The following is a 16,574-nucleotide window of genomic DNA, read 5'->3' as shown; positions in this document are numbered from 1 at the left end:
GGTACCGAACACGCCGCCTTCGCCTTGGCTGCGGGTATGCTGGCCGTCCCATGTACCGCAGGAAGCTTCGCATGACCCGCTCCGCACCCGCCCTGCCCTCCCTGCTGCGCCGCGCCGCCCTGCTGCTGGCGCTGGCCGTGGCCAGTGTCCCCGCCCTGGCCGCGCCGCCGACCGATGGCGACATCAACCGTCTGCTGTCCGCGTCACGTGCGCAGAGCATGATCGACACCATGCTGCCGCAGATCGAGGCGATGCAGCAGCAGCAGTTCCAGCAGGTGGCCGCACAGCGCCAGCTCAATGCCCAGCAGCAGGAGCAGCTGAAGCGGATCCAGGCACGGACCAGCCAGACCCTGCGGCAGGCACTGTCCTGGCAGCAGCTGCGGCCGATGTACGTGGACCTGTACAAGAAGACTTTCAGCAAGGAAGACGTGCTGGCGATGGCCGAGTTCTACGAGAGCGCGGCCGGCCAGAGCCTGCTGGACAAGACCCCGGCCCTGATGCAGAACGTGATGGTGGCGATCCAGGCGCGCATGCAGCCGCTGTTCGCGGACCTGCAGAAGGACCTGGAAGCGATCGTCAACGAGCCGGAAAAGAAGTGAGGTCGTACCGGCCGCTGGCCGGCAACCTCGTACGGTTGGGATCAGGCAGATGCCGGCCAGCGGCCGGCACTACCGTCTATAGGTCCACCTGCCAGCCGAACAGGTCCAGCGCCTTCTGGAACTCACGATCCAGCGGCGCACTGACATCCACGTTGCCGCCCTCAGGATGCGGGAAGCGCAGGCGCTCGGCGTGCAGCAGCATGCGGTGCACACCCTGCATGCGGAAGATGCGGTTGTGGCGGCCATCACCATGGCTGGTGTCGCCGATCATGTGATGCGACAGGTGCTTGAGGTGCCGGCGGATCTGCCGGAAGCGCCCGGTCTGTGGCTGGCAGCGCAGCAACGCATAGCGCGAGCGGGTGAACTCGCCGACCGGCACCGACAGCTCGCCGGTGGCCAGGCGCTGGAAGTCGGTGACCGCCGGCTTTTTCACCGGTTTGCCCGGGCCGCCGTCCAGATCATGATCGACCTGCCAAGCGAGTTCGGCCGGCCAGCCCCGGCAGACGGTCAGGTAGTCCTTCAGCACCTCGCCACCCATCAGCGCCTTGCCCAGCGCACTGGCGGTCTCGCGGTCAAAGGCCAGCAGCAGGCAGCCACTGGTGGCCCGGTCCAGGCGATGCACGAGGAAGATCGGGCGGCCCAGCTGCTCGCGCAGGCGGTCGGTCAGGAAGTCGTCTTCGCCACGGGCCAGCTTGCTGTCGTGGACCATCAGCCCGGCAGGCTTGTTGACCACGGCCAGGCGCTCATCCAGGTGCAGCAGCTGCAGGGGCGCGGTTTCAGTCTCGACCGCGGCGAGGGTGTCAGGTTCGGTGCTCACGGCGGGATTATCGAGGCTGGGCACTGAATGCGGTAGAGCTGGCCGCTGGCCGGCTGCCTCAGGGTCGCCTGATTGCTGGAGTTGCCGGCCAGCGGCCGGCACTACCAGATCAGCGCGGGCAGCGCGGCGGTCAGGCGTTGCGTACGGCCAGCAGCTCGCCGTTGCCCACCGGCACCAGGCTGGTGCTGAAGTCCGGATCAGCGTCCAGCAGCACGCGCAACGGTTCCATCTCTCCCGCATGCGAGGTGGCGTTGTCCACCACCAGCAGGCCGCCCGGGCGCAGCACGCGGCGCAGCTGCGGCCACCAGCCGGCGTATTGCCCGCGGTCCGAATCGAGGAACAGCAGGTCAATGCTGGCATCGGCGGCCTCTGCCAGCCACGGCCCGGCATCGTCGTGGACCAGCGTGATGCGATCGGCCAGGCCACTGCGCGCGAAGGTGTCACGCGCCATCGCCGCCTTGTCCTCGGCGTATTCCAGCGTGGTCACGTGGCCGTCGATGGCGGCGGCAGCCTCGGCCAGCCACAGCGTCGAATAGCCGTTGGAGGTACCGATCTCCAGTACGCGGCGCGCAGTGCCGAAGCGGACCAGCACGGACAGGAATTCACCCGTCTCCGGCGTGATGTTGAGCATGCGGCGGCCACGCGCGCTTTCGCGGGCGTCGTTGTCGGCGCCGAAGCGGGCCAGTTCGTCCTTGAGTGCCTGCAGCATGGGGCCTACTTCCACCACGCGCGCAGCAGCGCCACTGCACCGACCGCACCGGACAGCCAGCTCCACGCCGGCACGTCGCCCCAGTACCAGCCCGGCGGCTGCAGCACATACATCAGTGCAGCGATGGCGAGCAGGCCGACGCCGGTGATCGCGCCCACGGCGCGCTTCTGCAGGCGCTGCAGGCTGGCGTCGAGCGCGACCAGATCGCGCGAACGCATCGCCAGTTCGTGGCGGCCTTCCACCTGCTGGGTCAGCCAGGCGTGCACCAGCCGCGGCATGTCCGGCGCATGGGTCATGATTTCCGGCAGGCGCTTGCCCAGCTCGCGCACCACCCGGCGCGGGCTGTAGCGCTCGCGCAGGATCTTCGCCAGCACCGGCTTGGCCACCGCCCAGATGTCGATCTGCGGGTCCAGCTGGCGGCCGACGCCCTCGATGTTCAGCAGGGTCTTCTGCAGCAGGATCAGCTGCGGCTGCAGCGTCAGCTGATAGCGCTGCGCCACCCGGAACAGCTTCATCAGCACTTCGGCCAGCGAGATCTGCGACAGCGGACGGGTGAAGTACGGCTCGCACACTGAACGCACGGCCGCTTCCAGATCGTCGATGCGTACGTGGTCGGGCATCCAGCGTGCCTGCACGTGCAGTTCGGCGATGCGGCGGTAATCGCGGTTGAAGATGGCCATGAAGTTCTCGGCCAGGTAGTACTGATCTTCCTGCGACAACTGGCCCATGATGCCGAAGTCCAGCGCAATGAAGCGCGGATTGGCACGGCGCGCCGGATCGGTGTCGACCCAGATGTTGCCGGCGTGCGCATCGGCGTGGAAGAAATTGTCGCGGAACACCTGGGTATAGAACACCCGCACGCCCTTGGCGGCCAGCGCCTTGCGGTCGATGCCGGCCTTGTCCAGTGCAGCGATGTCATCGGACGGAATGCCCCACACCCGCTCCAGGGTCAGCGCGCGCTCGGCGGTGTGGCTCCAGATCACTTCCGGCACGTACAGGTCGTCGGAGTTTTCCCAGAAGCGGCGCAGCACGCTGGCATTGGCGCCTTCGCGCTGCAGGTCCAGCTCGGCGGCCAGGGTGTTCTCGACCTCGGCCACCACTTCGCGCGGCCGGATCTTGTCGGCGCGCGGGTGGGTGCGCTCGACCAGGGCGGCCAGCGAATTGAGCAGGGCGATGTCGGCGTCGATCTGCTTCTCGATGCCCGGTCGAAGTACCTTGACCACCACCTGGCGACCATCAGCCAGCGTGGCCGCGTGCACCTGCGCGATCGAGGCCGAAGCCAGCGGTTCGGTGTCGAAGCTGGCGAAGGCCTCGCTGACCGGCAGGCCGAGCGCGTCCTCGACGATGCGGCGCGCGGTCTCGCCATCGAACGGCTTGACCCGGTCCTGCAGCAGGGTCAGTTCGTTGGCCACGTCCGGCGGCACCAGGTCGCGGCGGGTGGACAGGATCTGGCCGAACTTGACGAAGATCGGGCCGAGGTCCTGCAGCGCCAGGCGCAGGCGCGCACCGCGCGACTGCGAGGCGATGCTGGCCGAGGCGCGCGGCACGAACGGCTTGGCCAGGCGCAGCCAGCGCTCGGCCGGCGTGCCCTGCAGCAGGTCGTCGAGGCGGTAACGCAGGATCACCCGGCCAATGCGGCTGGCCCGCAGCACGGCCTTCATGCGGCACCCCGCAGGCGCTGCACGCGTGCACCAAGGCGCTCCACGTCATCGCGCAGCACATCCACGTCGTCGTGGAAGGCATCCAGCTCGGCGCGCGGCACCACATCGCGCGACTCCTCGGTGATGAACTCAGCGGCGCTGTGGGCCAGGTCGATCGCCCCCTGGCGCGCGTGCTGCAGGGCGCTGCGCAGGGTGTTGGCGACCTGCACGCCCAGTACTTCGCCGAATACGCTGACGAAAGGCTGCTGCCAGTCCGGATCGAAGCCCTTGGCCAGCTGCTGCAGGCGGCGCGCCAGCTCGGCATCGCCGGCCACGCGCACACGGCCCTTGCCGTTGTTGTCGCCGCGCCGCGCGTTGGCCAGCAGCGGCAGCTGCGCCAGCACGCCGGCCAGGCTGCTGCGCACGGCCAGGTCGGCTTCCTGCGCATCCACCGGGCCGACCCGCAGCTGCTCGCCGTCGACGCTGATGCGCATGGCCAGCGACGGCGCTTCCAGGGTCAGGTCGATATGCCGGCCGTCGAGGCTGGCCAATGCATGGCGGGTATCCGGATCCAGCGCCAGCGCGCGGTTCAGGGCGATCTGCAGGGCGCGGCCAGCGACCGGCTTGAGGGACTTGAGCAGGGAGAGAGCCATGTGCGCATTCTACCTGCGTGGGTGGGGGGCTTGGGCCGGGCTGCCGCCCGGCACCCGCAGATGCAACGGCAACGGCAATAGCCGAAGCAACAGCAACAGCGGGCATTCCGTGGGTTGGCGGGACGGGGCCGGTTGCGGGGGACGCCGTAAACCCGTCCGTGGGGGCTTGGCCGCGGCATCCATGCCGCGGACACCCCCGCAACCGGCCCACCCCGCCTTCGACAGGTTCCTGCTGCTCTTGGTGGGTGTCGACCTTGGTCGACACGGTAGATCCACGCCATGCGTGGATGGATTTCTGGTTCACCTGTGCCTCACGCGGATGGCCGATGAAGGTTCATGCTATGGGGCCACGCAACGCACAGGACATCGCACTCCCCATGGCACGGACCCGGGTCGGCATCATTTTCGGGGGCAAGTCCTCCGAGCACGAAGTTTCGCTGCAGTCGGCGAAGAACATCCTCGATGCGCTTGATCGCGAGCGCTTCGAGCCGGTGCTGGTCGGCATCGACAAGCAGGGCCAGTGGCATCTGAGCCAGCCGGATACCTTCCTGATCAATGCCGATGATCCGTCGCGCATCGCGCTGCATCGCTCGGGCCAGTCGCTGGCGGTGCGCCCGGGCGCCGAGCAGGCGCAGCTGCAGCCGTGCGATGCGGCCAGCGCGCTGGGCCAGATCGATGTGGTGTTGCCGATCCTGCATGGGCCACTCGGCGAAGACGGTGCGCTGCAGGGGCTGCTGCGCATGGCCAATCTGCCCTTCGTCGGTTCGCCGGTACTGGGCTCGGCGGTGGCGATGGACAAGGACGTGACCAAGCGCCTGCTGCGCGACGCGGGGCTGCAGGTGGCGCCGTGGCTGTGCATCCGTCGCCATCAGGCCGCGGAGGTCGATGCCGACGCGGTGATCGCCCAGCTCGGCCTGCCGCTGTTCGTGAAGCCGGCCAACCAGGGTTCGTCGGTGGGTGTGAGCAAGGTCAAGGATGCGGCGGGCTTCGCCGAGGCACTGGCATTGGCGCTGCGCTACGACCACAAGGTGCTGGTGGAATCGGCGGTGGTCGGCCGCGAGATCGAATGCGCAGTGCTGGGCAACGAGCACCCGCAGGCCAGCGTATGCGGCGAGGTGGTGGTGCACGACGAGTTCTACGCCTACGACACCAAGTACATCAATGACTATGGCGCTGAAGTGGTGGTGCCGGCCGACATCGACGCCGCCACCCAGGCGCGCATCCAGCAGATCGCGCGGCAGGCCTACCAGGCGCTGGAGTGTGCGGGCATGGCGCGCGTGGATGTGTTCCTCACCGCAGACGGCGAGATCGTCATCAACGAGGTCAACACGCTGCCGGGCTTCACCCGCATCAGCATGTACCCGAAGTTGTGGGGCGCCAGCGGTGTCGACTACACCGCGCTGATCACGCGCCTGATCGAGCTGGCGCTGGAACGCCACGAAGCTGATCGCGGGCTGCAGAGCGCTGTGTAACGTGGTGATCGCCCGCAGAGTCGAGCATGGCTCGACTCTGCGGAAAGCGATGCCGGCCAGCGGCCGGCACTACCGGCTAGCCGCGCTTGCGGAACATCGAGATCACCGCAAGGATCAGGAACACCACGAACAGGATCCAGGCGATGTTCGTTGCGGCGCCGGCGATACCGGAGAAACCCAGAACGGCGGCGATGATGGCGATGACAAAGAAAATGATGGCGTAGTGCAGCATGGCGCTCCTCGCGGGTGGTCGAGCCTTGGATGGCGTGGGTCCATCCTCCCGATCCTGCGGTGTGCAACCAGTGATGGCGATCTATGCAGCAGATGAAGCCTTCAGCCTGCGCAGCCCTTCTTCGATGCTGACCTGCGGCACATAGCCGAAGTCACGGCGGGCGGGCTCCATGCTGTACCAGTGCGGCGTGCACAGCTGTTCGGCCAGGAACCGGGTCAACGGCGGTTCGCCGCGCAGGCGCAGCAGCGGCCACAGCCGCTCGCAGATGGCGCCGATACGGTACGCGGTCTTGAAGCTGATCGCCTTGTCCACGGTCGGTGCACCCACCGCCTGCAGCAGCTTGTTGACCAGCTCGCGCATCGGCAGCGGTTCGCCGTTGGAAATGAAGTAGGCCTTGCCTGCACATGCGGCACCGGGCGCCAGTGCCTCGAAGGCGAGGAAGTGGGCAAGCGCGGCGTTGTCGATGTAGGTGGTATCGACCTTGTTGCTGCCATCGCCCACCAGGCGCAGGCGGCCCTGTCGCGCACGTTCGGCCAGGCGCGGTACCAGCTGCTGGTCGCCAGGGCCCCAGATCAGGCGCGGACGCAGCGCCACCGTCGCCAGCGAGGCGTCATTGGCTGCCAGCACGCGCTGTTCGGCAATCGCCTTGGTGGCCGCATAGGGCGCCTGGAAATCTTCGCCGTACGGCACTTCGTCGGCGCCGAGGCCTTCTACGGGGTGCGTGGCCCGGTGCGTCACGCTGGGCGTGGAGGTGTAGACCAGCCGGCCGATACCGTGCGCACGGCAGGCGGCGATGACGTTGTCGGTGCCGACCACATTGGCCTGGTGGTAGCTGTCATAACTGCCCCACGCACCGGCCTTGGCACCGTTGTGGAATACCGCATCGACGCCGGCCACCGCATGCAGGACCGCCTGCGGGTCGGCCAGGTCGCCACGGATCTGGCCGACGCCCATCACCTGCAGCTCCGGGTAATGGCTGCGGTTGAACGCCAGTACCTGGTGGCCACGTTCGACCAGCCCGCGGCACAGCGCCTGGCCAAGGAACCCACCACCACCGGTGACCAGGATCTTCATGCGCGCTTCTCCAGTTCGGCGCTGGCCCAGACGGCGAGCTTCTCGCGGCCGATCTTGGCGTTGTGACGGATATCGACGGGGAACGCCGGATGCACCAGGAAGTGCTGCAGGCCGGCCTCAGGCGTGCGCGCTGCGGCGTGCGCACGCAGCGCTTCCTGCAGCGCCGGGCTGTCGGACTGGCCGCGCAGCAGTTCCACGCACAGCACCGGCACCTGCGCACCGGCGGCGCCGACACCGACCAGCGCGGTGCGCGCCACGCCTGCGACGGTGTTGAACACCGGCTCGACCTGTTCGGTGTACAGCGGTCCGCGCGCGGTTTCCACGCGCTGCGTCTTGCGCCCGCAGAACCACAGGCGACCCTGCGCATCGAAGTAACCGACGTCGCCCATGCGATGCACCACGCGGGTGCTGCCATCGGCCAGCGTCTCGCGGATCTTCGCTGCAGCCGTGGCCTGCGGGCGGTTGAAGTAGCTGTCGGTGGCGGTCGGGCCAGCCACCGTGATTTCACCCACTTCGCCGACCGCCAGCACGCGCGCCTGCGACCAGTCGGCCAGCGGCGCGTCATCGATGGCGATGATGCGCACTTCGTTCGGCGCCACCACGCTGCCCACGCAGGTGCCGGCGCCGGCCTCGGTGGCGGCGCGCGTGCGTTCCAGCTCGCGGCCTTCGACCACCGCTACCGGCAGGCACTCGGTAGCGCCATACGGCGTCCAGAACTGCGCGTCGGCCGGCAGCAGGCTGCGGATGGTGGCGACTACGTCCGGCGGCACCGGCGCACCCGCCGAGGTCACCCGGGTCACCGTCGGCAGCGGCCGGCCATGCTTCGCCAGCACCCGCATCAGCGCCGGCGAGCCGAACAGCTGGGTCACGCCGAAGCGCTGGATGGCGTCATGCAGGCGGGCCGGGTCGGCCTGTGCCGGCCGGGTCGGGTCCATGTCCGGGATGACCGAGGTCAGGCCCAGCGCAGGATCGAACAGGGCAAACGGCGGGAAGGTCGGCAGGTCCACCCCGCCCGCTTCCATGCCGAAGGCGCTGCCCAGCAGCTGGATCTGGCCGACGAAGTGGCGATGGCGGTAGACCACGCCCTTGGGCACGCCGGTGGAGCCGCTGGTGAACAGGATCGCGGCCATGTCCTCGCCGTCGGTGGCGGCCAGCATCGGCCCACCCTTGGCGCCGGCGCGCTCCAGCGCGGCCAGCGTGGCCCCGCCCCAGCCGAGGCGGCGGCCCACGGTCACCAGGCGCGCCGCCGAGGGTGCCCAGCGCAGCACCAGCCGCGCCAAGTGCGCCAGCGGAATGCCGATGAAGGCCTCCGGCTGCGCCTCGTCCAGGCACTGCTTCAGCGCGCGCCTGTCGATGCCCGGGTCGACCAGCACCGGCACCGCGCCCAGCTTGAACAGGGCAAACATCAGCAGGAAGAACTCCGGCGACGGCCGCACCATCACCACCGTGCGCACTCCACGGCCGATCCCGTAGCCGGCCAGGCCGGCCGCCATGGCGTCGCTGCGGGCGTCCAGCTGGCGGTAATCCAGGGTCACGTCGTAGGCGGCCATGCCGTTGCCGGCGCCACGGCGGCCAGGGCAGCGGATGGCGATCTGATCAGGCCGTTCACGCGCCAGTTCAGGCAAGCGGGCGGCAATATTGCAGGGTCGGTTCATCCGTTCATTGTCGCCGCTTACGGAATTTCTTGCGCGGCGGCCCACTTCGTGGAAAATCCGCACCCTCGTTCCTGATTCCGACTGCCGCCCGAGGCGGCTTGCCCATGCAACATCCCTGCATGACCTGCGGCGCCTGCTGCACCCAGTACCGCGTGGCCTTCCACTGGATGGAATCAGACGAGGTCACCCCCGGCGGCGTGCCGCACCAGCTCACCGAGGTGCTGGACCCGCACCGCCTGTGCATGCGCGGCACCCATTCCAAGCCGGTGCGCTGCGTGGCGCTGGATGCGCAGATCGGCGTGTATTCACGCTGCACCATCCATCCCAACCGGCCCAGCGTGTGCCGCGAGGTGGATGCATCGTGGGAGTATGGCAAGGCCAGCCCGCAGTGCGACAAGGCGCGCATCGCCTATGGCCTGGATCCGTTGACGCCGGCCGACTGGCGCTGGCGCGATGACGCCGACAACGACGACGACCATCCGGACGACAACGGCAACAGCCCTTCCTCGCCGCCGCAGGCGCCGGTCGCCGCGTAATGGTAGTGCCGGCCGCTGGCCGGCAACCTCATCAACCCTTCGGGTGTGCCGACCAACGGTCGGCACCCACCGGAAGAGGAAGGGGTGGATGCCGACCGTTGGTCGGCACACCGATCAGATCGGGTTCTTGTCCAGAAAGGCGCGGATCTCCGGCACCAGCACTTCGTGCTTGTCTTCCAGCACGTAGTGGCCGGCGTCCTCGAACGCATGTACCTGGGCCTGCGGCAGCGCGGCCTGGAAGCCCTTCAGGAAGTGGTGGTCGAACACGAAGTCGCGCAGGCCCCAGCCGAGGAAGGCCGGCCGGTCGGCGAACGACGGCAGCGCCTTGCCGGCACGTTCCAGCAGCGACCACGCCTTGTCGGCCGGCGACAGCGGGATGTCCTGCATGAAGCGGATGGTGCTGATGCGGTTGGCGTAGCTGTTGTACGGCGACACGTAGGCGCGGCGCACGTCGGCCGGCATCTTCCGCTCCACGCCCAGCCACGAGGCACCTGACGAGAACGCGTTGAAGGTGCGGATGATCCACTCGCCTATCTTCCAGTGGCGGCCCAGCGCGATCTGCCACGGCATCTTCTTCGCCGCCGGCATCGGGAACGCGGCGGTGTTGAGCACCACCAGGCGCTTCACCTGGTCGTGATGCGACAGCGTCCAGCCGAAACCGATCATGCCGCCCCAGTCGTGCACCGCCAGGGTCACCGGACCGGTGATGCCCAGGTGCTTGAGCAGCGCATCGAGGTCGTCAACGCGCGACTGCAGCGTGTACTCGTAGCGGCTGTCATCGGGCTTGTCCGACAGGCCCATGCCGATGTGGTCCGGCACGATGCAGCGGTACGTGTCCGACAGGCCGGCGACCAGCGTGCGCCAGTAATAGCTCCACGACGGGTTGCCATGCACCATCACCACCACCTCGCCGTCGCGCGGGCCTTCGTCGAGATAGTTCATCGACAGGCCGGGGCGTACCTCGAAGCGCTGCGGGTGGGCGGGGTAACCGGGAAGCTGGGACATCGGATCGCACCTGTAGAAAGGGCCGGTAAACCGGCCCTTGAACACTTGGAAAAATCATCGCTGCCCGTCGTGCAGCAGGTCAGCGGTGACTCTTTTACCAGACCACTTCAGCCATCGAGCAGTTCAGGCCCGAGCCGATACCCAGAAGCGCGATGCGATCGCCCTTCTTCAGCTTGCCCAGCTGCTTGAGCTTGCTCAGCACGATCGGCACCGAGGCCGGGCCGATGTTGCCGTGCTCGCCGAAGATGGTCATCACCTTCTTCGGGTCGATGCCGAAGTTCTTGATGAACGCCGCGGTGTGCGGCTGGCTGACCTGGTGGATCACGAACTGGTCCAGCTCTTCCACGGCCCAGCCCAAGGCGATCTTGGCAGCGGTGAAGGTCTTCTGTGCCAGCTTGATGCCTTCGATCAGCAGCAGGCGGGTGTCGGTGACCATGCGGTCCAGGTTGCCCAGGCACAGCTGGTTCCACTCGGTGGCCGAGCGCGTCACGCCGCCCTTGTAGCGCGGCGCGTCCGGCACCAGCTCCGAGCGCGCCATCACCATCGCCGCGGCACCCGAACCGGTGGTCAGGGCGGCCAGCTCGTTGCGGAAATCGTCGGCGGTGACGTCCGGGGCGGTCATGCGCTCCAGGGTCTTCTCGTACACCAGGTTGGCGGTCTCGCCGTCCACCACCAGCGCGTAGTCGATGTCACCGCGCTCGATCATGCGCGCGGCGATGTCCATGCCGTTGATGAAGGCCAGGCAGGCATTGGCGACGTCGAAGGTCATGCACTCGTCGCTGACGCCGAGGTTGCCCGAGACGATGGAGGCCGTGGACGGCTCCAGGTAGTCGCGGCTGACCGAGGTGTTGACCAGCAGGCCAACCTGCGTCGCATTGATGCCTGCGTCTTCCAGTGCCTTGCGGCCTGCCATGGTGGCAGCGTCGGACGCCAGCACGCCGTTGTCCCACAGGCGGCGCGCGTGGATGCCGGCGATGTCGCCGAGCACGTCGGTGCGGATTCCCAGGCGATCCAACGTCGGCTGCAGGCGTTCGTTGATTTCCTTGGTGGTCAGCGTATGCGGCGCGTCGACGTGTGCCAGGCCGGCGATCGAGACATTCTTGAAGAGCATCGAGGTTAGCGCCAAGGCTCAGGCAAAAGGGGGCGCTATTCTATAACCCCCGGGGCCTTCACCGCATCTTTACGAATTCAGCCTTGGCCGTATGGTGAAGCGTTCAGCGCGGCGGGCACTGGAATGCGGCGAAGCGCTGGCTGCCATCGGCCGGGGCCGCGGCGGCCTGCACGGCATTGGCGCCGGCGCTCGGGGCCTCGTTGCGGGCCAGGGTTTCCAGCTCTTCCTGCACGCGCAGCGGGTTGCGGTTGTAGAAGCCGACCTTGCTCTTCACGGTCACCACCACCTCGCCCTTGGCAATGCAGCCAGCGGGAACCGGGCCTGCCGGCAGCACGCGGGTCGCCTTGCCGGCCGGTTCGATCGGCACCCAGGTACAGGCGGTGACGGTGAGCAGCAGGAAGGAAAGCAGCAGAACGCGCATGGGCAGATCCTGGAAGGGTATGGAGGGATTCTGCCTGAACCGCCTGAATCGGGGGTAGCCGGTGGGGGGACGGATCCCCCGCAGCGGGCTCTGACCCCGCCTTCGGGTCACGGCGTTGCCGGCCAGCGGCCGGCACTACCTGGGGAGGCCTGCCCGCGGGGGCGGGCAGGCGCATCCCTTATTTCTTGACCGGGTTGCCTTCGGCGTCGATCACCGTCACCTCGCCCAGGTTCAGCGCACGCACGGCCGCTTCGGTCTGCTTGAGATCACCCACCACCACCCAGGTCAGCGCCTGCGGCTTGATCTCGGCGGCGGCCTGCTGCACCTGCGCCGGGGTCATCGCCTCGATCTCGGTCTTGCGGCGCAGCACGTAGTCGTCCGGACGCTTGAACTGCACGATCGAACCGATGGTCGAGGCGACCGCGCTGGCGGTCTCGTAGGCACCGGGCAGGCTCAGGGTCTGGATGTTGCGGATGCGGTTCACCTCGGCGGCGGTGGCCGGCTTGCTGCCATCGGCGAACGCGGCGATTTCCTTGCGCATTTCCGCCATCGCCGGGCCGGTCTTGTCGATCTGCACCGGCGCGCTGGCCATCCACGGGCGCTGGCCCACCGAGTTGATCGCGCTGCTGCGCGCACCGTACGACCAGTGCTTGTCCTCACGCAGGTTCATGTTCAGGCGCGAGGTGAAGTCGCCGCCGATCACGCCGTTGGCGATATCGAAGCGGGTCGAACTGGCGGCGCTGGACGGCGCCACCACCTGGCCGGCGAACAGGTTGGCCTGCACCGCACCCGGCTGGTCGATCAGGAACACGCGCGGGCCCTTCGGCAATGCCACGTCGGTGGCGGCCTTCACCTGCGGGGCGTCGCCCGCAGCCTTCCAGTCGCCCAGCTGCTTGTCCAGCAGCGGCACGATCTCGGCCAGGGTGGTGTCACCGACCACGATCAGGGTTCCGTTCTGCGGGCGCAGCCAGTCGCGGTGGAAGTCGACCAGGTCTTCGCGGGTCAGGCCGTTGATCGCTGCTTCGTCACCGCTGCCGGTGAACGGAATGGCATACGGGTGGCCCTTGCCGTACAGCAGCGGCGGCAGCACGCGCATCGCCACCGCACCCGGGTTGACCTTCTCCTGCTGGATGCCGGCAATCCAGCTCGCCTTGACCCGGTCGATCTCACCCTGCTCGAAGCGCGGTTCGCGCAGCAGGTCCCGATACAGCGCCAGCGACGGTGCCAGGTTTTCCTTCAGCGCCGACAGGTCCACGCTCATGGAGTCCAGGCCGGCCGAGGCATCCAGGCTGGCGCCCAGTGCGTCAGCAGCATCGGCGAAGGCCAGCGAGCCGAGCTTGCCGGCGCCTTCGGTCATCAGGCTCATGGTGAAGTTGGCGGTGCCCGGCTTGCGGCCCTGGTCGGCGCTGAAGCCACCCGGGAACTGGTAGCTGAACTGCACCACCGGAATCTCGTGGCGCTCGGCCAGGATCACCTGGGTGCCGTTCTTCAGCGTGGCGCGCTGCAGCGCCGGGAACTTCAGCTGCGGGAACTCGCGGGTCTGCGGTACGCCGGCCTTGCGGTCGACCTGCTCGGGCAGCGTGCTGTACTTGGGATCCACCGCCGGCACGCTGAACGGCTTCGGCGCCTGGCTCGGGTCTTCCTTCAGCGCCACGCGCTCACCCGGTGCAATCACCAGAGTGTGGCTGCCCTTGTCCAGCCACTGCGCGCCCAGACGGCTCAGATCAGCAGCACTGGCCTTCTCGATGTTGGCCAGCGAGGTGCGGAAGCAGCCCGGGTCGCCGGTGAACACCGCGCACTCGGCCAGTGCGTCGGCCTTGCCGCCGAAGCCGCCGATGCGTTCGATGCCGCGGATGAAACCGGCGCGGGCACCGGTCTTGGCGCGTTCCAGCTCGGCCGCGGTCGGGCCCTGCTTGATCAGCCGGTCCAGTTCCTCGTCGATGATCTTCTCGACCTTGGCAGGGTCCTGGCCCTGCTTGACCGTCGCCATGATCACGAAGTTCGAACCCAGCTGCGACGTCGACAGGCCTGCCGCGATGCTGTCCACCAGCTTGTCCTGGTGCTGCAGGCGCTGGCTCAGCCGCGAGGACTTGGCACCGCCCAGTACCTGCGCGAACAGCTGCAGCTGATCGACCTCGGTGGTACCGACCTGCGGCACGTTCCAGGCGCGGTAGATACGCGCCTGCGGCACCTTGTCGGTCATCGTCTCGCGCGTGTCGGCGCTGCGCTTGGCCACGTTCACCGCCGGCTGCGCCATGGTCGGGCCGGCCGGGATGCTGCCGAAGTACTTGCCAACCTTTTCCTTGGCGGTGGCCAGGTCGATGTCGCCAGCCAGCACCAGCACGGCGTTGTTCGGGCCGTACCAGGTGCGGAACCAGGTCTTCACGTCATCCAGCGACGCCGCGTTCAGATCGTTCATCGAACCGATCACGCCGTGGTGGTACGGGTGGCCAACTGGATACAGCGCCTTGTTGAGCTGGTCCCAGGCCTGGCCGTAGGGCTGGTTCTCGCCCTGGCGCTTCTCGTTCTGCACCACGCCACGCTGCTCGTCCAGCGCCGCCTGGTCGATCGCACCGACCAGATGGCCCATGCGGTCCGATTCCATCCACAGCGCCATGTCCAGCGCAGTGGTGGGCACGTTCTCGAAGTAGTTGGTGCGGTCGGTATTGGTGGTGCCGTTCTGGTTGGTGGCACCCACCTGCTTGAACGGCTCGAAGAACTCGCCATCGTGGTTTTCGCTGCCCTGGAACATCAGGTGTTCGAACAGGTGCGCGAAGCCGGTGCGGCCGGCCGGTTCGTCCTTGCTGCCGACGTGATACCAGACGTTGACCGCGACGATCGGCGCCTTGCGATCGGTGTGCACGATCACGCGCAGGCCGTTGGGCAGGGTGAACTGCTCATACGGGATATCGACCTTGGCCGGTGCGGCCGGCTTTGCCGCCAACGCATGGGAAGGCACAAGCGTGCCCAGGGCGGTGCTGAGGGCAACGGCCAGCAGCGCAGTGCGCGGGCGAAGGGCGAGAGACATATCCGGATCCTTGGTCACATAGGTGAACCCCGATCCTAGCGTGCGCGCGCAACGGCAGGAATCGGTCGCCAGTCACTGGGGGTGTTTGCCCCTGTGCGCCATCCGCGGAGCCGATCTGCCCTGTCCGGGCCGTCACAAGCACCCGCCGGCGACGTCCGGACAGTGTCCGCAGCACATCGAATGGACAGGTGTCCGCCCGTCGGACACTTTTCGATGACCATAAAACCCTTGCAAATCAATAATTAAAAGTTGGCACGGGGATTGCTTGGTAGTTCCTGCACTAGGAAGGGCTTCAGACAAAAGCTGACTGAAGGATGAACAAACGCAGGAAATCGAAAATTTTCCTTGCAAGCCCAGAACTGGTGTACTACCTTACTACCACACCACTGATCACCAACACTAAACAGGCCCCGTCATGAACGCCAAGACCATTGCCATCGCCATCGCCCTGATCGCCGGCACCGCGGTTGTTTCGTCGGTGCAGGCCTCCGAATCCATCAAGACCCTGTCCACCGTGCAGGTTCGTCCGGCCGCCGACCAGCTGGCCCAGCAGGCTTGGGAACAGGCCAGCGGCATCCCGACCCTGGCCACCGTGGAAGTGCGCCCAAGCGCCGACCAGCTGGCCGAGCGCAGCGGCTACGTCGCCGCCCCGGTCGCCGCCGCGATGCCGATCACCACCCTGGCCTCGGTTGAAGTGCGCCCGAGCCTGGAACAGCGCGTCGCCCTGGCCGCCGAACTGGAAGCCCAGCGCTACGCCGCCACCCTGGCCGCCGCCGCCACCAACGTCGCCAACTCGGTCATCGTCAACCTGCCGGCCCTGCAGGTGCGCCCGAGCGCTGCCGACCTGCAGGCACTGGCCACCGAAACCGCCCAGGTCCTGCTGCGCCCGTAAGCGGTGCCGCCCTGCCCAGCGCAGGGCGCGCGCCGTAAAGCCGGCCGCCGTCGCAGGTACACTGCGCCGATGAATGCCGCGCCCCCGTTCCACGTGATCCTGTTCCAACCGGAAATCCCGCCCAACACGGGCAATGTGATCCGGCTCTGTGCCAACACCGGCGCGCAGCTGCACCTGGTCGAGCCGCTCGGCTTCGCACTGGAAGACAAGCAGCTCAAGCGCGCCGGCCTGGACTACCACGAGTACTCGCGCCTGCAGGTGCACCCCGACCTGGACACCGCGCTAGCGCGGATCGCTCCGAATCGGTTGTTCGCACTCAGTACCCGCGCCAGCGTGCGCTACGACAGCGTGGCCTTTGAAGAGGGCGATGCCTTCCTGTTCGGCCCGGAAAGCCGTGGCCTGCCGCAGGACGTGCTCGATGCGCTGCCGGATGGCCGCCGCCTGCGCCTGCCGATGCGGCCGGGCAACCGCAGCCTCAATCTTTCCAACACCGTTGCCGTGGTGATGTACGAGGCGTGGCGGCAGCACGGGTTTGCCGGCGGCGCGTAACGCCACGCGTCTCTCTTCTGCCTGGTCGTTGCTGTGGCGGGCGCATGCGTTCATGGGCGTTACTTTTCTTTCCGCGCGGAAAGAAAAGTAACCAAAAGAAACGCGCCGCCATCCGCGAGCCGGTGCTGCGCACCGGTGCCCTGCGCTCCTTGGCCCGCCGGGGGACGGCGCGGAACTCGCT

At 67.7% G+C, this 16,574-nt stretch carries 15 protein-coding genes and 1 pseudogene; 5 read left to right on the top strand and 11 right to left on the bottom strand.

Features of this window, described 5'->3' with window-relative positions:
• Window positions 1-71: 71 nt before the first annotated feature.
• Window positions 72-599, top strand: a complete 528-nt coding sequence (locus H4O10_RS16800) for a DUF2059 domain-containing protein (protein WP_005407643.1) — start codon at window positions 72-74, stop codon at window positions 597-599.
• Between the two features lie 76 nt (window positions 600-675).
• Here the strand turns inward: H4O10_RS16800 and H4O10_RS16795 are convergent.
• The 4 genes and pseudogenes from H4O10_RS16795 to H4O10_RS16780 form a co-directional block, all read right to left on the bottom strand.
• Window positions 676-1,365: pseudogene (locus H4O10_RS16795) on the bottom strand (pseudouridine synthase); the annotation flags it as partial.
• A 181-nt stretch (window positions 1,366-1,546) separates the two neighbouring features.
• A complete protein-coding gene (locus H4O10_RS16790; protein WP_049452628.1) occupies window positions 1,547-2,125 on the bottom strand; it encodes an O-methyltransferase in 579 nt (192 codons plus the stop codon).
• Between the two features lie 5 nt (window positions 2,126-2,130).
• Window positions 2,131-3,786: a ubiquinone biosynthesis regulatory protein kinase UbiB gene (ubiB, locus tag H4O10_RS16785; protein ID WP_049452627.1), complete on the bottom strand. Its 1,656-nt coding sequence runs from the start codon at window positions 3,784-3,786 to the stop codon at window positions 2,131-2,133.
• Window positions 3,783-4,418, bottom strand: coding sequence for an SCP2 sterol-binding domain-containing protein (locus tag H4O10_RS16780; RefSeq protein ID WP_049452626.1), 636 nt, complete (start codon window positions 4,416-4,418; stop codon window positions 3,783-3,785). Before H4O10_RS16780 ends, ubiB begins: the two co-directional genes overlap by 4 nt.
• Window positions 4,419-4,795: 377 nt before the next feature.
• Here H4O10_RS16780 and ddlA point away from each other — a divergent pair, with 377 nt between their 5' ends.
• Window positions 4,796-5,890: a D-alanine--D-alanine ligase gene (gene ddlA, locus H4O10_RS16775; RefSeq protein ID WP_033835522.1), complete on the top strand. Its 1,095-nt coding sequence runs from the start codon at window positions 4,796-4,798 to the stop codon at window positions 5,888-5,890.
• Between the two features lie 76 nt (window positions 5,891-5,966).
• Here ddlA and H4O10_RS16770 read toward each other — a convergent pair whose 3' ends face one another.
• The 3 genes from H4O10_RS16770 to oleC all read right to left on the bottom strand — a co-directional run bounded on the left by H4O10_RS16770 (window position 5,967) and on the right by oleC (window position 8,851).
• Window positions 5,967-6,122 (bottom strand): DUF1328 domain-containing protein, encoded by a 156-nt coding sequence (locus H4O10_RS16770; RefSeq protein ID WP_005407633.1) that lies wholly within the window; start codon window positions 6,120-6,122, stop codon window positions 5,967-5,969.
• Window positions 6,123-6,203: 81 nt separating this feature from the next.
• Complete coding sequence (oleD, locus tag H4O10_RS16765; protein WP_005407632.1) at window positions 6,204-7,196, bottom strand: 2-alkyl-3-oxoalkanoate reductase; 993 nt, start codon at window positions 7,194-7,196, stop codon at window positions 6,204-6,206.
• A complete protein-coding gene (oleC, locus tag H4O10_RS16760; protein WP_049432631.1) occupies window positions 7,193-8,851 on the bottom strand; it encodes an olefin beta-lactone synthetase in 1,659 nt (552 codons plus the stop codon). Before oleC ends, oleD begins: the two co-directional genes overlap by 4 nt.
• A gap of 104 nt (window positions 8,852-8,955) precedes the next feature.
• Here oleC and H4O10_RS16755 point away from each other — a divergent pair, with 104 nt between their 5' ends.
• Entirely contained in the window at window positions 8,956-9,387 is a 432-nt protein-coding gene (locus H4O10_RS16755; RefSeq protein WP_005407630.1) for a YkgJ family cysteine cluster protein, read from the top strand.
• Window positions 9,388-9,501: 114 nt separating this feature from the next.
• Here H4O10_RS16755 and H4O10_RS16750 read toward each other — a convergent pair whose 3' ends face one another.
• The 4 genes from H4O10_RS16750 to H4O10_RS16735 form a co-directional block, all read right to left on the bottom strand.
• A complete protein-coding gene (locus H4O10_RS16750) occupies window positions 9,502-10,392 on the bottom strand; it encodes an alpha/beta fold hydrolase (RefSeq protein ID WP_049455017.1) in 891 nt (296 codons plus the stop codon).
• A gap of 94 nt (window positions 10,393-10,486) precedes the next feature.
• Entirely contained in the window at window positions 10,487-11,503 is a 1,017-nt protein-coding gene (locus tag H4O10_RS16745) for a 3-oxoacyl-ACP synthase III (RefSeq protein WP_004135358.1), read from the bottom strand.
• A gap of 103 nt (window positions 11,504-11,606) precedes the next feature.
• A complete protein-coding gene (locus H4O10_RS16740; RefSeq protein WP_049455013.1) occupies window positions 11,607-11,924 on the bottom strand; it encodes a DUF4156 domain-containing protein in 318 nt (105 codons plus the stop codon).
• A gap of 178 nt (window positions 11,925-12,102) precedes the next feature.
• Window positions 12,103-14,952, bottom strand: coding sequence for a pitrilysin family protein (locus tag H4O10_RS16735; RefSeq protein WP_049455012.1), 2,850 nt, complete (start codon window positions 14,950-14,952; stop codon window positions 12,103-12,105).
• A gap of 415 nt (window positions 14,953-15,367) precedes the next feature.
• On the opposite strand from H4O10_RS16735, the gene H4O10_RS16730 reads away from it, so the two are divergent.
• Window positions 15,368-15,844: a hypothetical protein gene (locus H4O10_RS16730; protein ID WP_049402662.1), complete on the top strand. Its 477-nt coding sequence runs from the start codon at window positions 15,368-15,370 to the stop codon at window positions 15,842-15,844.
• Window positions 15,845-15,913: 69 nt separating this feature from the next.
• Entirely contained in the window at window positions 15,914-16,393 is a 480-nt protein-coding gene (locus H4O10_RS16725; protein ID WP_049455011.1) for a tRNA (cytidine(34)-2'-O)-methyltransferase, read from the top strand.
• The last annotated feature ends 181 nt before the right edge of the window (window positions 16,394-16,574 follow it).

Origin of the sequence: Stenotrophomonas sp. I18B00994 (assembly GCF_014145825.1) — a bacterium.
Taxonomy (GTDB): domain Bacteria; phylum Pseudomonadota; class Gammaproteobacteria; order Xanthomonadales; family Xanthomonadaceae; genus Stenotrophomonas; species Stenotrophomonas maltophilia.
Note: the sequence above shows the minus strand (reverse complement) of the source record. Positions and strands in the feature narration are given on the sequence as shown.

Excerpts from the sequence above, each read along its gene's own strand:
- H4O10_RS16800 (WP_005407643.1), top strand. The coding sequence starts at position 72 with ATGACCCGCTCCGCACCCGCCCTGCCCTCCCTGCTGCGCCGCGCCGCC.
- H4O10_RS16790 (WP_049452628.1), bottom strand. The coding sequence starts at position 2,125 with ATGCTGCAGGCACTCAAGGACGAACTGGCCCGCTTCGGCGCCGACAAC.
- ubiB (WP_049452627.1), bottom strand. The coding sequence starts at position 3,786 with ATGAAGGCCGTGCTGCGGGCCAGCCGCATTGGCCGGGTGATCCTGCGT.
- H4O10_RS16780 (WP_049452626.1), bottom strand. The coding sequence starts at position 4,418 with ATGGCTCTCTCCCTGCTCAAGTCCCTCAAGCCGGTCGCTGGCCGCGCC.
- ddlA (WP_033835522.1), top strand. The coding sequence starts at position 4,796 with ATGGCACGGACCCGGGTCGGCATCATTTTCGGGGGCAAGTCCTCCGAG.
- H4O10_RS16770 (WP_005407633.1), bottom strand. The coding sequence starts at position 6,122 with ATGCTGCACTACGCCATCATTTTCTTTGTCATCGCCATCATCGCCGCC.
- oleD (WP_005407632.1), bottom strand. The coding sequence starts at position 7,196 with ATGAAGATCCTGGTCACCGGTGGTGGTGGGTTCCTTGGCCAGGCGCTG.
- oleC (WP_049432631.1), bottom strand. The coding sequence starts at position 8,851 with ATGAACCGACCCTGCAATATTGCCGCCCGCTTGCCTGAACTGGCGCGT.
- H4O10_RS16755 (WP_005407630.1), top strand. The coding sequence starts at position 8,956 with ATGCAACATCCCTGCATGACCTGCGGCGCCTGCTGCACCCAGTACCGC.
- H4O10_RS16750 (WP_049455017.1), bottom strand. The coding sequence starts at position 10,392 with ATGTCCCAGCTTCCCGGTTACCCCGCCCACCCGCAGCGCTTCGAGGTA.
- H4O10_RS16745 (WP_004135358.1), bottom strand. The coding sequence starts at position 11,503 with ATGCTCTTCAAGAATGTCTCGATCGCCGGCCTGGCACACGTCGACGCG.
- H4O10_RS16740 (WP_049455013.1), bottom strand. The coding sequence starts at position 11,924 with ATGCGCGTTCTGCTGCTTTCCTTCCTGCTGCTCACCGTCACCGCCTGT.
- H4O10_RS16735 (WP_049455012.1), bottom strand. The coding sequence starts at position 14,952 with ATGTCTCTCGCCCTTCGCCCGCGCACTGCGCTGCTGGCCGTTGCCCTC.
- H4O10_RS16730 (WP_049402662.1), top strand. The coding sequence starts at position 15,368 with ATGAACGCCAAGACCATTGCCATCGCCATCGCCCTGATCGCCGGCACC.
- H4O10_RS16725 (WP_049455011.1), top strand. The coding sequence starts at position 15,914 with ATGAATGCCGCGCCCCCGTTCCACGTGATCCTGTTCCAACCGGAAATC.